Consider the following 13,724-nt stretch of genomic DNA (forward strand, 5'->3'; position numbering starts at 1 on the left):
CAGACCGTCAGCCGTCTGCAAATCCATTGCAGTGTGATTATTACTGCTTTAATTTGTACCGGGAACAGGAAATTGCTGCAGCCATGCCACTTGTTCCCTCCTGTCAGATGTATCGGATAAGGCAGTAAGCCGGCTTTGCCTTGGCGGTACAAGATGGAAACAGTATCAAATGGAAATAAACAATGAGATTATGGAAATAGTAAGTTTTGAAAAAAGAACCTTTGAGGAGATAGCTGCCAAGTTGGATTACTTCGTGCAGCGGATGGATGACCTCTGCCGACAGCACGGGGAGAAGAAGGCAGAACGATGGATGGACAGTCATGACGTCTGCCGGAAACTGCGTATCAGCCCGAGGACATTGCAGACCCTCCGTGACAACGGCACACTCGCCTTTACCAAGATTGGCAACCGCACCTACTACCGTCTGGAAGACGTGGAACGGGTCATTGTGGATGTGGAAGAGAGACGGAAAGAGGCGAAATGGAAAGGCAAAAGCATTTAGCAGTTGAAGTATCAATTAAAGACAAACCGTATGAGTAGTGAAATCAGAGAAAAAGACCATGAGTGGGTATGTAAATTCCACTCGAATTTCGACCGGCTTCTGGCTTCGTTCGAAAAGTTGTTCAGCCAACGCCGACCTCCCGTATATGGCGATGAGCTGCTGACTGACAAGGAGGTGTCGCACCTGCTTAAAGTGAGCCGCAGGACATTGCAGGATTACCGAAGCAACGGCATACTGCCCTATATTCAGGTGGGCGGCAAGATTCTGTACAGGGCTTCAGACATAGAGCGTACCCTGATGGACGGCTATAGGGAGGCATACCGTTCAAGGAAATGAAAATCCATCCCGTTCCTTCTGCCTGTGGCCGCATGAAAAAAGGGACACCCGGAGGTCGGTTCTTCTTCCTTCCTCCGGATGCCCCTTGCTGTTTCTTTCAGGTGTCGGGCTTATTTCGTACCGGTGGTCCTTACACTTACCCCTTTCGGTATCGGGTTGTCAAGTATTATCCGGTAGCATAGTCTGCCGTCCACATTCACCGGCTCTTTCGCCACCATGAAACCGGCGCATTTCTCGACCTTTGCCACATCGAGTATCATGCCGGCGATGAAGCTGTTGGAGAAGCGGGCGCAACGCGGGTCGTTCCAGATCGTGAAGCCGTTCTCGTCATCCGAGACGAACATGTACCAGTCCTTGGGCCTGTCTTCGTCCCTGGCGATACACAGCCTGTTTCCTGCGTGCAGGCTCAGTTCCCTGCTCAGTATCCTGCTCAGGTACATGCTGCCGTCACGGCATACCGTGATGATCCGTTTGCCTTTGTAGGTCAGTGCCGGATGGGAATTGCTCTTGTCATAAACTGTCAGTTTCATAATCATCAATATTTTATTGTTATACCTTGTTGTCCTTTATTCTTGTCATGCCGCCTCTCCGGCCATGATCAGTCTTCTTCTGGCGATGAACTTCCTGTTTGCCCGGACGGATTCCATCATCGCCTGCGCCCTGCGTGTCACCACCGAGGTCTTCTCGCCCATGTGCCTGGCTATGGTGCGGAATGAGCTTCCGGTCTCGTAGAACCGCAGCATGAATATCCTGTAATCCTCATAGGAGAAATGCCGCCTGAGGAACTTCTGTATGTCCCTTACCAGCCTGTCGCATCCGGTCAGCATCTCTTCCCGTTCCTCTGTCTCTTCCGCGCAGTCCGTCTCACCCAGTCTTGCGAAATACTCGTCTCCGGGGCTGTCGTAACGGCTTTCATCCCTTGCGCCCGACTGCAGGATTCTCCTATAGCATCCGAAGAAATAGGACTCCGGATCTTCTATCCCGACACTTGAGAACATTATCTGCTTCCTGACAGCCAGATATGCGTCATGGAACGCGTCTTCGTCGATTTTTCCATAGATGGAGAGTCTCTCCTTCAATCTCGCGTATGAACGGTTAAACCATCCGTTGAATTCTTTCACGTCTTTTGTTGCCATATCCTTTTGCTTTTATCTGTTAGACATCCGGCCCGTAGTACGGGCACTCTTGTTTCTTTGAATGCCTTACAGCCGTTCTCCCACCGGAAAAGCGTCAAGGCTCGGCAAGAAAAAATACCGGAGCGCAAAGCGCGAGGATGATTTTTTCCCCGCCGACCCGCAGGGCCCGGCCTTGCGCTCCGGTGGGGAACGGCTACCTTTGCTTCAAAGAAATGAGTGTGTCCTTTTCTGCTTTTTACCGCCTGCAATTATCCTCTTGCTGTGAAAAGGAATGTCTGACGGTGACACATGCCGTCCGGTTTGCGGTCTGTTTCTGTTTTTTTGTTTCCTTCGCTTGCGGAACGCTTTTACGGACACCAGAGCCCCTTTCCGGTATCATCTGTCCGCCGTTCCAGCTATAGAAAAAAACAAATGTCAAACTTAAAATTTAAGAATTATGGAAGTAGTGGTCATAGACAAGGCGACTTTCGAGAGGATGCTTTCGGGATTCGAGATTTTCGCGGAAAAGGTGGAACGGCTCTGCCGGGAACAGGAAGACTTGGGAGAAAAGGAGTGGCTTGACAGCAATGACGTGTGCAGGCTGCTCTGCATCAGTCCGAGAACCTTGCAGACGATGCGGGAGAACGGAACGCTGGCTTACACCAAAATAAGCCACAAGGTGTATTACAGACCGGAGGACGTGAAGGCCGTCTTTCCCGTGGCTGAAATGAAGCGGTGTATAACAGCCGGCAAGGAAAGAAAATGCAATGTGACCAACAAGCCAACCAACAAACCAATCAACCAACAAACAGATATCTGATTTATGAATGACAATGGCAATATCCGGCTGCTGACACCGGAAAACGACATGCGCGTGAGAGCCTTCCTCTCGTCGCTGGAAGAACTATCGGAAAAGGTGGAGAAAATACGTGAAAACAACAAGCCGTCTCTGGACGGGGAACGCTATTATACCGACAAGGAACTAGCCGTCAGACTGAAGGTCAGCCGCAGGAGCCTTCAGGATTACCGCAACAACGGTATACTGCCCTATATCCAGATAGGCGGCAGGATCCTGTACAGGGCTTCCGACATTGAACGTACGTTGATGGACGGGTACAAGGAGGCGTACCGCTTGAAACGGGATATATGATGGACTGACCGGTAAAGTTGCTCTTATTCGTAAATTCTATACTCAAAGAGTCGTTTTACGGATTAAAGGCAACTTTCATGGTAACTTCAATAAAAAGTAGGGAGAAAAGCGTAAAAAAGTAGGGAGAAAACGGCAGTTTGGTGGGGAGAAAAACGTATCTTTGCGTTCAAAGTGAAAATGTATGCAGACCGAACTCGAAAAACTTGTATCTCTGTACAGAGAATTGGGAATAGACAGGCAGATAGATTATGACAAATTCTATCTCTATTCCCTCATTACCCACTCTACGGCCATTGAAGGCTCCACCATTACCGAACTTGAGAATCAAATCATGTTCGATCAGGGAATCAGTCTGAAAGGAAAGAGCATCGTGGAACAGCACATGAATCTCGACCTGAAAGACGCATACGAGCATGCCATAAGGCTGGCAGATGCCCATACCGACATAACCGTTGATTTGCTGAAAAGCCTCTCTGCCCTTGTCTTGAAAAACACGGGGCAGGAGTACAAGACCGTATTGGGGGATTTCTCATCGGCACGGGGTGATTTGCGCCTGTTGAATGTCACGGCCGGACCCGGTGGAAAATCGTACATGAACTACAGCAAGGTCCCGGCTAAACTGTCGGAATTTTGTACCCGGCTGAACAGGGAACGTGAAAATCATGCCGCCAAGAGCATGACACAGTTATATGAAATCAGTTTTGATGCCCACTATGACTTGGTGACAATACACCCTTGGGCAGACGGGAACGGCAGGATGGCCCGCCTGCTGATGAACATGCTGCAATTCGAGTTCGGACTGATACCGACAAAAATCCTCAAGGAGGACAAGGAAGAATATATCAAGGCACTGGTGGAAACCCGCGAGAACGAGGATTTGAATGTTTTCAGGGAATTTATGACAGCTACCATGATTAAAAATCTCACCCGTGACATAGAGGTTTACCGTAAATCCATTGATGATACTCCCATAAGTGGGGAGAAACCACAAAAAAGTAGGGAGAAGAAAGTGAAAAGTAGGGAGAAAATCATGACTCTGCTTTCACAGGACAACACGTTGAGTGCAGCAACTCTCGCAGAACGGATAGGCATAACAGCCAAAGCGGTGGAAAAACAGATTGCCGCATTGAAAGCGGACGGGGTGCTCCGACGAATCGGACCGGACAAGGGCGGATATTGGCAGGTGGTCGAAAAAAAGGATTGATTTTTTGGAGGGAGCGCAGTTTGCCGCCTGCCTTTTTCATTGTGTTTCAAAAAAACGCCCTCCTATAGAAAATCAGAACAGCATACGGACCGGTAGTTTCCTACTGTCTGTATGCTGTTTCTTTTTTTGTTGTATCGACTTTTCCGTCGGTCGCTTGTTTCCGCTGCCGTCAGCCTTCCTTGTACAGACGTGAAAGGGGAAAGGTTTTCGGGCTGAATACGCTTTGCCTGCAAAGGAAGATTCTGCCCGAAACGGCACGGCCGCTCGACCTTTTCACTTTCAATGAAGTCTGTACTAACTTCATGGACGGCGAGGAAGCAGGCGGCTGCGAAATTGTCATTGGCTGTCAGAGCCGGAATGTGTGCGGCTTTGGCTTCTCTTTTCCATCAGTCTGTCCATTTCCCTTGAAATTTTTTCTTCCGTTATCCTGGCATACCCTTGTGTGGTGGAAATGTTCGAGTGTCCCATCATCTTGGCTATGCTCTCGATGGATACGCTCTCTGAAATGAGCAGGACCCCGAACCCGTGCCGGGCCTGATGGTACGAAAGGTCATCGTGCCTGCCCAGGATCACGCCGATTTCCCGTATCTCGTGCCAGATGGAATCCCGGCTCGGCAACGGGAACACGGGACTGTGTATGTCGGTGGTATTGTACAGGGACAGTATCTGCTCGGCTATCGGGTGCAGGGGGATGAACGCTTCCACCCCGGTCTTCTTCCGGTTGATGCGGATGAACCGCCGACCCTCCGCCGTCGTCCCGATATGGCACGGATGGAGCTGCTTGATGTCGGCATAGGCAAGCCCGGTGAAATAGGAGAAGATGAATGCACGCCTGCCCAGTTCCGCACGTCCTTCATTCAGGGGCATGGCCAGTATCCTTTTCATCTCTTCACGGGTGACATACTTGTGCTTGGGTGCGGTTTTCTTCTCATATTCGACATTCTCCACCGGATTGGTGCGCAGGATCTCGTTGTCCACGGCAAGATACAAGAGGCGGTTCAGCCAGCAGAGGCAGCGGTTGGTCTGCGAGGTGCTGAAATTCTTGTTCCTGATAAGGAATGCCTTGTAGTTCCTGCCGAAGTCTTCCGTTATTTCTTCAAAGGCGATGTCCTTCTTCCCCAGTGAAACAAGGTAGTCCGTCAGGTACTTCTGGAAATACTGTGATTGCCGGTAGGTGGAAGTGGAATTGATCTCCCTGCTACGTATTCTGAGACGTTCACGCTCTATCTCGCCCATCCGGAGCAGATGTGTCGGAACGACGAACTGCCTTGTCACCCGATTCTTGATAATCTCCGCACTGACGACACCCTGTGTCCTCAGAATTTCCTCGTAAGTCTGTTCGATATACTTCCGGTACTCCTGCAGTCTGGCGTTTTCCCTTACCGTGCGTATGGTCCCGGTTCGGGCGTTCCAGTCTTCCGGCTTGCAGCATATCCCGGTGGTGATGGCGGTGTTCCTGCCGTCTATGGTGATGCGGCACATGACCGCCGTGGTTCCGTCAGCCTTTATCTTGCCGCGGTTGATATAGAACAGTATGGAAAAGGTACTTCTCATGATTCTCATTGTTTATGGGTTATAGAACAAGTTTCAAATCTCCAGTAGCCTCGATAAGCCTGTCCATGTCCTCGAAGAGCTTTTTCGGGGTGACGCGGGCATAGACCTGGGTCGTCTGTATGTTGCTATGCCCCAGCATGCTGCTGATGGTCTCTATCGGAACGCCCGCTTCAAGGGTGACGAGCGAGGCGAACGAGTGGCGTCCGACATGGTAGCACAGGTTCTCCTTTATCCCTGCCAGTACGGCCAGCGCCTTCATGTGGTTTCTCATGCTCGGATAGTGGATCATCGGGAACAGCGTGTCCCTGCTGTCATCATGATATTTCTCTATCAGGGCGACGGCTTCCGGCAGCAGCTTCACGCTTGCGCGGAGCTCGTTCTTTTTACGGCGGTATTTCAGCCATAGCTTGCCGTCCTCGCCGGTGTACAGGTTTTCCCGGGTGACGGTCACGGCATCGCTGTAGGCGACCCCGGTATAGCAGGCGAAGAGGAACAGGTCCCTTGCCAGACGGTGGGTCGTGCGGTGCGGGGCTATCTCCACGTCACGGATTTTCTCGAAGCTTTCACGGCACAGTGCCTTGGGAGTCTTGACGGTCTGTTTCGGGAGGACGTAGTGCTGGAACATGAACCGCTCGGAGTGTCCTTCCTGATAAGCCCTTTTGCACGTTTTCTTGAGAATTGCTAGGTAATGCCGTACAGTGTCCACGGCATACCCTTTCTCGTCAAGGATGAAATTCTCATAGTCGTGGATGAACTGTTCCGTAAGCTGCCCGAAGGCCAGGTCTTTCGTCTTGAATTTGGTTTCAATGAACTCGCGCATGGTACGGCAGGTAAAGTCGTATGCCGGATAGGTACCTTTTGCCCGGTCTATCCCGATACGGCTCTTCACCTCATCCCTGAGGGCATCCAGCATTTTCATCAGGGTCATCTGCGTTTTCATGCTGCCCTGGAAGGCATCCTTGACGGAAGCGGCATCAAAATCCCCCTTGCGCTCCAGAAGGGAATCGAAGGCGGCATTGATGTCAAGCAGCAGCTTGTCGATTTTCGCATTTGTCTCCACCGCCTCCCTGCTCTTGCCGTTCAGCCGGCTTTCACGGGGATTCCACAGCCCGGGAGTGCAGGAGAGCTTGCAGCTGAACTGCGCCATCGTCCGGTTCACGGTGATGCGTCCCATTATCGGAGCTTTGCCCGACTTGTCCAGTCCGCTCTTTTTGAGGTAGAGCAAAACCTTGAATTTTTCTACTTTCATACGCTTATAACTTTAGTTGCAAAATTACCTGTTTTATAAGCGTTCTTCGGCATGCAAAACAATGACAATCAGTGTAATATATCGGCGTTTTTAATTATCCGATTTGCTTCGCGTTACCTCGTTTCCTTTCGGTAACTGACCTGCTAACGGTTTGGTAACTGAACATCTTCAATAATCTCCACTTTCCTGCTTTTTTTATAAGTGGAAGAATATAGAGAAATGGTTAGTTTCCAGTGGATTACGTTATCCTTTCTTCTCGTTTCCGGTGCTCTGTTTGCCTATCTTATTCCACACGAGCAGGCACACGTTCGCAACGATGATGCTGACGCTCGGTGCAGACCTCTACACGACCTCGAAACTGCTCGGCCATGCCGATGTGAAGATGACACAGGTGTACGCCAAAATCATCAATCAGAAAAAGGACGATGCAGTCAATTTAGTAAACGGATTGTTCGACTAAAGTTTACCAGCCGCGCGTGCATATATAATTCAATTTACTTTAGTATTTATATATAAGGGAGAAAAACTAAAGTAAACCGTTTTCGTGTAAATAACTGAAAAGAAAATTGGAGACTGTTCAGTTGTCCGAAACTGCACCTAAAACTGGGATGTCATTGCTCGGACGGTGGTGTTGAAAGACCAATGAAAGACAAACAAGATATAACCCCGTTCTTGTCGGATGAGGCAACACTATAAGGGGCAAATTCTTTCTTATCCCTCTTGTCGGATACCTACTCGACACGAACAGGTATAGGCTAAATTCTCCGATATGCGCAAAACACCCTGCCTATCCGTTTGCCGCTTTATAATCACCTTGATAGCGGACAATCTCATCGCTGCTGCTTGCAGATTGTATGGCAACCCTCCCAACGACGTAAGGCGATTGGGGTATTAGGCTCCCCAGAAGGGTTTATTACAAGCATACGGGCAAGCCCGAACTAAAACGGCTTTGGCGAACGTCTAATACCTACTATGAAGTCAGAGATTGGGAATTTTTCAATGAAAATGCCATAAAAGAGTATCACTGCAATAGTGCGCTTTTTAAATCTAGTACAAAATCTAAAATAATTATACGCCAAATTTCCAATCAAAATAAAGCCAAATTTCCAAATACAATTCCGCCATTTTTCCAAATAATCTTCGAAAATGAATTGAATTACAAAGAAATGTGCTATATTTGCATAAAAACACAATTCTATGGAATATAAAAATCGAATAGCAGATCAACTGCTACGTGATAAATTAGAGGCAATGGGTGCTGTGTTGATAGAAGGCCCCAAGGCTTGTGGCAAAACAACTACAGCAGAGCAACAGGCCAAAAGCATTATTTATATGGATGACCCTACCAAACAGCAGCAATACAAACAGATGGCGCAAACAAATATTAGCTTTTTGCTTGAGGGGGAAACTCCTCGTTTGATTGATGAATGGCAGGAAGTACCTCAATTTTGGGATGCCATCCGATTTGAGGTAGACCATAGAGGCAAGGATGGACAATTTATGCTTACGGGGTCTGCGGTACCTGCTGACACCAAAGATATTCATCATACAGGTACTGGAAGATATGGATGGCTTACTATGCGCCCTATGAGTTTATGGGAATCTGGAGACTCTACTGGTGAGATAAGCCTATCGGATTTATTTCTTATGCCGGATAAAATAGGAGCCTTGAATAAACTTACATTACCAATGCTGGCATTTGTTGTTTGCCGTGGAGGGTGGCCTAAGGCTTTACAAAAGAAAACAGAAAAGGCGGCACTGTTGCAAGCAACAGAATATTATAAGGCTATTACGAATAGCGATATATCACGAGTTGATAATGTAAAACGTGATGCAGAACGAGCAAAGAGAATTATGCGTTCCTATGCCAGGCATCAAGGGGCACAAGCAAGTATTGCAACAATACTTGCAGATATATCAACAAATGAGCCGGAAGATGTCAGTGATGAAACAATAGATTCATATCTCACTGCCTTGCGGAAAATATTCGTAATTGAGGATATGCCTGCGTGGAATCCCAACTTAAGGAGTAAAACTGCTGTTCGCACATCAGATACAAGGTACTATGTTGATCCGTCAGTTGGCGTGGCTGCTCTTGGCCTAGGTCCTAATGATTTGATTAATGACCTAAATACATTTGGGTTATTTTTTGAAACAATGTGTATTCGAGATCTTAGGGTTTATGCTGATGCCTTAGATGGTTCTGTTTATCATTATAGAGACAAGAACGGCTTGGAATGCGATGCTGTGGTACATTTGCGGAATGGTTCGTATGGTCTTATTGAAATAAAATTGGGTGGGGAAAAGTTGATTGAGGATGGTGCAAAAACCTTAATGGCACTTTCAAATATCATAGATACCTCCCGAATGAAAGCCCCTGCTTTTTGTATGGTGTTGACAGGTGTTGGCGATTTTGCCTATAAACGAACAGATGGAGTGTATGTTGTGCCGATTGGATGCTTGAAAAATTAATTATAAAATTCAGAGTTAAACTATTGATTAGACCAACATCTGAATTTGTAGGCTTATTAGCGGAATTAAATTCAGCAAATGTTAAAAACAATAAATCACACTTGGTTTATTGAATAATCACTAATTTTATCAACGATAGAAAAAAATAACTTCATATGTCATTAAAGCCAATTATCTTAAAAGGGGAGCAAAAAAGAGTTTTATTTTTGCCAGCAACTGATCCTATTCAAATTAAAGGAGTTGCAGGTAGTGGGAAAACAACTGTCGCATTGTATCGAGCAAAACATTTACTCGATACTTATGCGAATCTGTTTAATGAAGCAAAGGTTGCTATTTTTACATATAATAAAACTTTGGTAAAATATATTAATGCCATTGCTCCACAAATATCGGGAGGCTATCGACCAGATACAAATGAGATAAAACCGACTAAACCTAAGGGGCTGAATGTTTATATAACAAGTTTCCATAAATGGGCATATCATTTTATAGAACAAAATGGGATTCCTCTACATGATATTGTTGATAATAAACGAATATACAAGACAATTTCGGGAAATTTTCAGTTAGGTGTCATATCTAGGATTAAAGCAAAATATTCTTCTTATGCCATTTCTAATAAACCTGTTGAGTTTTTCTGTGAAGAAATTTCTTGGATAAAAGGGAAGGCATTTCAATCAAAAGAAGAATATTTCGATGCAAAAAGAACTGGTAGAGGAACTAGCGATAGAGTTACAAAGTCAGACAAAGAAATAATTTGGAGCATCTTTGCAGACTATAATAATCAGCTTAAGACAAACGGACAAGTGGACTTTGATGACTATGCCTTACTCTGTTTGAGAATATTGGATTCAAAGCCTAATTTAGAGAAGCCTTTCTCCCATATTATTATTGATGAAGCACAAGATTTGAGTAAAGCTCAAATTCTTGTTATTTCACGACTTGTATCTGATGAGACAAAAAGTATTTCTGTAATTGCTGATGCTGCACAGAGAATTTATAAAAGTGGTTTTACATGGAGTGAAGTTGGTCTCAATGTACGAGGTGGAAGAACAATAGAACTCAAAAAGAATTATCGCAATACTGTGCAAATAGTTAAAGCTGCTCTCTCTCTTTTGGAAAAGGAAAATGATAAAAGCGATTTTACAACTGTTGAAACTGCAAGGAGTGGAGATGAAAAACCAATAGTCGGATATTTTGAGAATAAGAATGAGCAAAATTTATATTTATTAAAATCATTAAATCAATTAAAGGCAAATAATAATATTAGCTCAACAGTCGTGCTTCATCGAAGTCGAAGCGGCCTAAATGAAATTCAGTCATTTTTAGAGGGAAATGGATATGACACACAAATATTATTAGACTCGGGAGAAATCGATTTTGAAAGAGAATCTATTAAAATCTGTACACTATCATCTGTGAAAGGGCTTGAGTTTGACAATGTTTTTATTATAGATCTGAATGATGATATACTTCCTTATCCTCCAGGATTCAATGGAGAAGATGATGAATTACATATTTCTACAGAAAGACGTTTGTTGTACACTTCAATGACAAGAGCTAGGGAGCGATTATATCTTTTATCAAGTGGGGAGCCCTCTAGATATTTGACTGAAATAGATGAAAATTTGCTTGTAAAAGCCGACAATTAAATAAAGTATAATATTCATATTTTGTGATTATGCAATTAAAATTAGACCATACTGCATTTGAAAAAGAAATAGAAGAGAGAGGAATTGAATATTTGATACATTTCACTCCAACCATAAATCTTATGGGTATTTTTGAACAAGGTAAATTACTTTCTAGAGCATTGCTTGAAGAATTCGATGTTGCTCAAACTGATATTCGTGACTATGTTGAGTTTACTGATGATATAAGATTTGATGATAAGAATTACATCAATCTCTCAATACAGCACCCTAATTCGTTTTTGTTTAATCGCTTTAGAGAAAAAACTGCAAATGAAAGCCATATTTATTGGTGTGTTCTGAAAATAGACAAGAAATATATTTATCACCAAGATACTTTATTTTCAGTAACAAATGCTGCAAATAGTTATAATAAAAGGAATGTGGGAGTAACAGGTGATATTGATAAATTTCGAATGATGTTTACACCATCTTTGACTGTCGTAACATCTTATAATTCAAGAGTAATTTCACGGGGAAATTTGAAATCTAAATATCCTACGGATGAGCAAGCTGAGGTTTTAGTAAAAAATGAAATACCTGTATCTGATATTTTACAAGTTTGTTTTAAAGATGCCAATGATTTAGCAGCAGGAAAAGCTGCATTAAGTGGTTATAATACCGATAATTTTGTAGTAGATACTTCACTGTTCATTAATTCAAGAATATAATATGAAACCTGAAACAAAATATAAAGGGAGCATTAAATTGTCGGCTATTGGAGATGCTTTGGGGTGGATGACTGAGTTTGAAACAAATACGCAATCGCTAAAAGAAAAATTTGGCAGTGCTCGAATTGAAGAGTTTCATACTTGGGGAAAAAAAGTTGGTGGTAGATTTTATGGTTATGTAGATATTATCGAAGCCGGATCTTATTCAGACGATACGCAATTACTTCTTTCTGTTGCACGAAGTATAAAAAAAAACGGAGAGGTCGATCATAACTATTTTGCAAAAGTTGAACTTGCAAATTGGTTAACTTATGCGAGAGGTGGAGGTCGAACTGTAAAGATTGCTGCTGAAAAGATTCAAAGGAAATCAGTTGCATGGTTCAGTAATTTTTATACATATAAAACGAATGGTGGAATTCTAGATTATAGGCAAAGTGGTGCAAATGGTGCTGCAATGAGGATTTTACCTATTGCGTTAGCTAATCTTGGAAATGTCGAAAAAATTAAAGAGGAGATTTTCTGTAATAGTATAATAACCCACGGACATCCAAGAGCGATTTTGGGTGCAATGTTATATGGTTATGCTATTGACCAAATTATAGTTTTTAGACCAGAAGATTTTAATTGGGAAAATTATATTATTCGAATAGGATTAGATTTTCTTCAAAAATTTGACCTTGCATTTACCAATAGATATGAAATAAAAGAATGGATTAAAGAGTGGAATAAATTAAGTGATATAACGTTTGAGCGTCTTTATTCTGAAATAGTAGTAGAAACACAGAATTATCTGAGATTTGCATTTCAAAGCATCAAACAAAATCTATCTGTAAAAGAAACATTGACGAAATTAGGGTGTTTTAACCAAGCTACAAAAGGTTCTGGGACTTCAACTGTTATTGCAGGAATTTATTTAGCTGCAAAATTCCACGATAAACCACTAAATGCAATTATAGAAGCTGTCAATGCTTTGGGAGCTGATACTGATAGTATTGCAGCTTTCACAGGTGGACTTATAGGCGCACTGCATGGCGATAGTATAATCCCTAATAAATGGAAGGCTGTCCAAGATAATGACTATTTAGACAAAATTGCAGAACAGCTTTTATCTATTTCTGAAGATAGATTTGTAAGTGTTCCATTTATATCAGATGCTAATTTACAATCGTTGAATAACATACATAACGATGATTTTTCTTTGAATACAGAAGTAGAATTCATTCCATTAGGTAGAGGAAAAATCACTTTTATAGACAAACAACCTACTCTAACAAAGGGTAAATATAATCTGATACTTGGGGTTCATTTTGACAACGGTCAAAGTATTGTGGTATCACAGCTATTTGATACATTAGAGAATATAGATAACAATGTACACAAAAACAATGATGTTGAAGTGTTGCTTCAAATTGCAGAAAGTAAGCTCCGCCCTAAAGCATTTGAGAAACTAAATGAATATGTTAACAGGCAAAAGAAAATATCAAAAGAGCAGCTTGATATTATGATGACGATTCTAATAAATGAAAAATAGGGTTGCAGCGAAAAGAAAAATACGAGCTTTACTTTATTCCCGTCTTATATATACGCTCATTAAAGTAAAGTCAAACAAAGGGTAGAAAAAGAAATGGCTGCGCCAAGACTCATTGGCTCCAGCCATTTTCTTCTATGGAACACATGCATTGCCAATTTCTATATGTGTGCCTGTAATTCGTTCTAATTCACGTTTGTATCTTGTAATCCGTTTTTCGAGTAATACTTTCTCGTCTATACCTACTCTTTC

Annotated in this window: 13 protein-coding genes and 1 pseudogene; 10 read left to right on the top strand and 4 right to left on the bottom strand. The window is 43.5% G+C overall.

What is annotated here, in order from left to right:
* Positions 1–190: 190 nt before the first annotated feature.
* Positions 191–502, top strand: a complete 312-nt coding sequence (locus NBH07_RS21470; protein ID WP_008764257.1) for a helix-turn-helix domain-containing protein — start codon at positions 191–193, stop codon at positions 500–502.
* Positions 503–532: 30 nt separating this feature from the next.
* Positions 533–838: a helix-turn-helix domain-containing protein gene (locus NBH07_RS21475; protein WP_005651898.1), complete on the top strand. Its 306-nt coding sequence runs from the start codon at positions 533–535 to the stop codon at positions 836–838.
* A 110-nt stretch (positions 839–948) separates the two neighbouring features.
* Here the strand turns inward: NBH07_RS21475 and NBH07_RS21480 are convergent, their stop codons facing one another.
* Positions 949–1,368, bottom strand: a complete 420-nt coding sequence (locus NBH07_RS21480; protein WP_008764259.1) for a hypothetical protein — start codon at positions 1,366–1,368, stop codon at positions 949–951.
* A gap of 45 nt (positions 1,369–1,413) precedes the next feature.
* Positions 1,414–1,974: a hypothetical protein gene (locus NBH07_RS21485; RefSeq protein ID WP_008764260.1), complete on the bottom strand. Its 561-nt coding sequence runs from the start codon at positions 1,972–1,974 to the stop codon at positions 1,414–1,416.
* Between the two features lie 436 nt (positions 1,975–2,410).
* Between NBH07_RS21485 and NBH07_RS21490 the strand changes: the two genes are divergently transcribed.
* The 3 genes from NBH07_RS21490 to NBH07_RS21500 all read left to right on the top strand — a co-directional run bounded on the left by NBH07_RS21490 (position 2,411) and on the right by NBH07_RS21500 (position 4,307).
* Complete coding sequence (locus tag NBH07_RS21490; protein WP_250833602.1) at positions 2,411–2,773, top strand: helix-turn-helix domain-containing protein; 363 nt, start codon at positions 2,411–2,413, stop codon at positions 2,771–2,773.
* Between the two features lie 3 nt (positions 2,774–2,776).
* Positions 2,777–3,103 carry a helix-turn-helix domain-containing protein gene (locus NBH07_RS21495; protein ID WP_008764262.1) on the top strand — a complete coding sequence of 109 codons (327 nt, stop codon included), beginning with the start codon at positions 2,777–2,779 and terminating at the stop codon, positions 3,101–3,103.
* A 181-nt stretch (positions 3,104–3,284) separates the two neighbouring features.
* Complete coding sequence (locus NBH07_RS21500) at positions 3,285–4,307, top strand: Fic family protein (RefSeq protein WP_008764263.1); 1,023 nt, start codon at positions 3,285–3,287, stop codon at positions 4,305–4,307.
* A gap of 336 nt (positions 4,308–4,643) precedes the next feature.
* On the opposite strand, the gene NBH07_RS21505 is transcribed toward NBH07_RS21500, so the two are convergent.
* Both NBH07_RS21505 and NBH07_RS21510 read right to left on the bottom strand, forming a co-directional pair.
* Positions 4,644–5,861, bottom strand: coding sequence for a site-specific integrase (locus NBH07_RS21505; protein ID WP_008764264.1), 1,218 nt, complete (start codon positions 5,859–5,861; stop codon positions 4,644–4,646).
* A gap of 19 nt (positions 5,862–5,880) precedes the next feature.
* Positions 5,881–7,110: a site-specific integrase gene (locus NBH07_RS21510; protein ID WP_008764265.1), complete on the bottom strand. Its 1,230-nt coding sequence runs from the start codon at positions 7,108–7,110 to the stop codon at positions 5,881–5,883.
* Positions 7,111–7,315: 205 nt separating this feature from the next.
* Here NBH07_RS21510 and NBH07_RS21515 point away from each other — a divergent pair.
* From NBH07_RS21515 to NBH07_RS21535, 5 genes and pseudogenes are all read left to right on the top strand, one after another.
* Positions 7,316–7,570 (top strand): annotated as a pseudogene (locus NBH07_RS21515) (tyrosine-type recombinase/integrase); the annotation flags it as partial.
* A gap of 737 nt (positions 7,571–8,307) precedes the next feature.
* Entirely contained in the window at positions 8,308–9,582 is a 1,275-nt protein-coding gene (locus NBH07_RS21520; protein ID WP_122282035.1) for an ATP-binding protein, read from the top strand.
* A gap of 155 nt (positions 9,583–9,737) precedes the next feature.
* On the top strand, positions 9,738–11,234 hold the full coding sequence (locus tag NBH07_RS21525; protein WP_122282034.1) for a 3'-5' exonuclease: 1,497 nt from the start codon (positions 9,738–9,740) through the stop codon (positions 11,232–11,234).
* A 29-nt stretch (positions 11,235–11,263) separates the two neighbouring features.
* Complete coding sequence (locus NBH07_RS21530) at positions 11,264–11,944, top strand: DarT ssDNA thymidine ADP-ribosyltransferase family protein (protein ID WP_122282033.1); 681 nt, start codon at positions 11,264–11,266, stop codon at positions 11,942–11,944.
* A 1-nt stretch (position 11,945) separates the two neighbouring features.
* Positions 11,946–13,475, top strand: coding sequence for an ADP-ribosylglycohydrolase family protein (locus tag NBH07_RS21535; RefSeq protein ID WP_122282032.1), 1,530 nt, complete (start codon positions 11,946–11,948; stop codon positions 13,473–13,475).
* Positions 13,476–13,724 lie beyond the last annotated feature (249 nt).

This window comes from Parabacteroides sp. B2-S-102 (assembly GCF_023656665.1).
Taxonomy (GTDB): domain Bacteria; phylum Bacteroidota; class Bacteroidia; order Bacteroidales; family Tannerellaceae; genus Parabacteroides; species Parabacteroides distasonis.

What these genes read in the sequence shown, in the direction of transcription:
- NBH07_RS21470 (WP_008764257.1), top strand. Translation starts at nt 191, where the DNA reads ATGGAAATAGTAAGTTTTGAAAAAAGAACCTTTGAGGAGATAGCTGCC.
- NBH07_RS21475 (WP_005651898.1), top strand. Translation starts at nt 533, where the DNA reads ATGAGTAGTGAAATCAGAGAAAAAGACCATGAGTGGGTATGTAAATTC.
- NBH07_RS21480 (WP_008764259.1), bottom strand. Translation starts at nt 1,368, where the DNA reads ATGAAACTGACAGTTTATGACAAGAGCAATTCCCATCCGGCACTGACC.
- NBH07_RS21485 (WP_008764260.1), bottom strand. Translation starts at nt 1,974, where the DNA reads ATGGCAACAAAAGACGTGAAAGAATTCAACGGATGGTTTAACCGTTCA.
- NBH07_RS21490 (WP_250833602.1), top strand. Translation starts at nt 2,411, where the DNA reads ATGGAAGTAGTGGTCATAGACAAGGCGACTTTCGAGAGGATGCTTTCG.
- NBH07_RS21495 (WP_008764262.1), top strand. Translation starts at nt 2,777, where the DNA reads ATGAATGACAATGGCAATATCCGGCTGCTGACACCGGAAAACGACATG.
- NBH07_RS21500 (WP_008764263.1), top strand. Translation starts at nt 3,285, where the DNA reads ATGCAGACCGAACTCGAAAAACTTGTATCTCTGTACAGAGAATTGGGA.
- NBH07_RS21505 (WP_008764264.1), bottom strand. Translation starts at nt 5,861, where the DNA reads ATGAGAAGTACCTTTTCCATACTGTTCTATATCAACCGCGGCAAGATA.
- NBH07_RS21510 (WP_008764265.1), bottom strand. Translation starts at nt 7,110, where the DNA reads ATGAAAGTAGAAAAATTCAAGGTTTTGCTCTACCTCAAAAAGAGCGGA.
- NBH07_RS21520 (WP_122282035.1), top strand. Translation starts at nt 8,308, where the DNA reads ATGGAATATAAAAATCGAATAGCAGATCAACTGCTACGTGATAAATTA.
- NBH07_RS21525 (WP_122282034.1), top strand. Translation starts at nt 9,738, where the DNA reads ATGTCATTAAAGCCAATTATCTTAAAAGGGGAGCAAAAAAGAGTTTTA.
- NBH07_RS21530 (WP_122282033.1), top strand. Translation starts at nt 11,264, where the DNA reads ATGCAATTAAAATTAGACCATACTGCATTTGAAAAAGAAATAGAAGAG.
- NBH07_RS21535 (WP_122282032.1), top strand. Translation starts at nt 11,946, where the DNA reads ATGAAACCTGAAACAAAATATAAAGGGAGCATTAAATTGTCGGCTATT.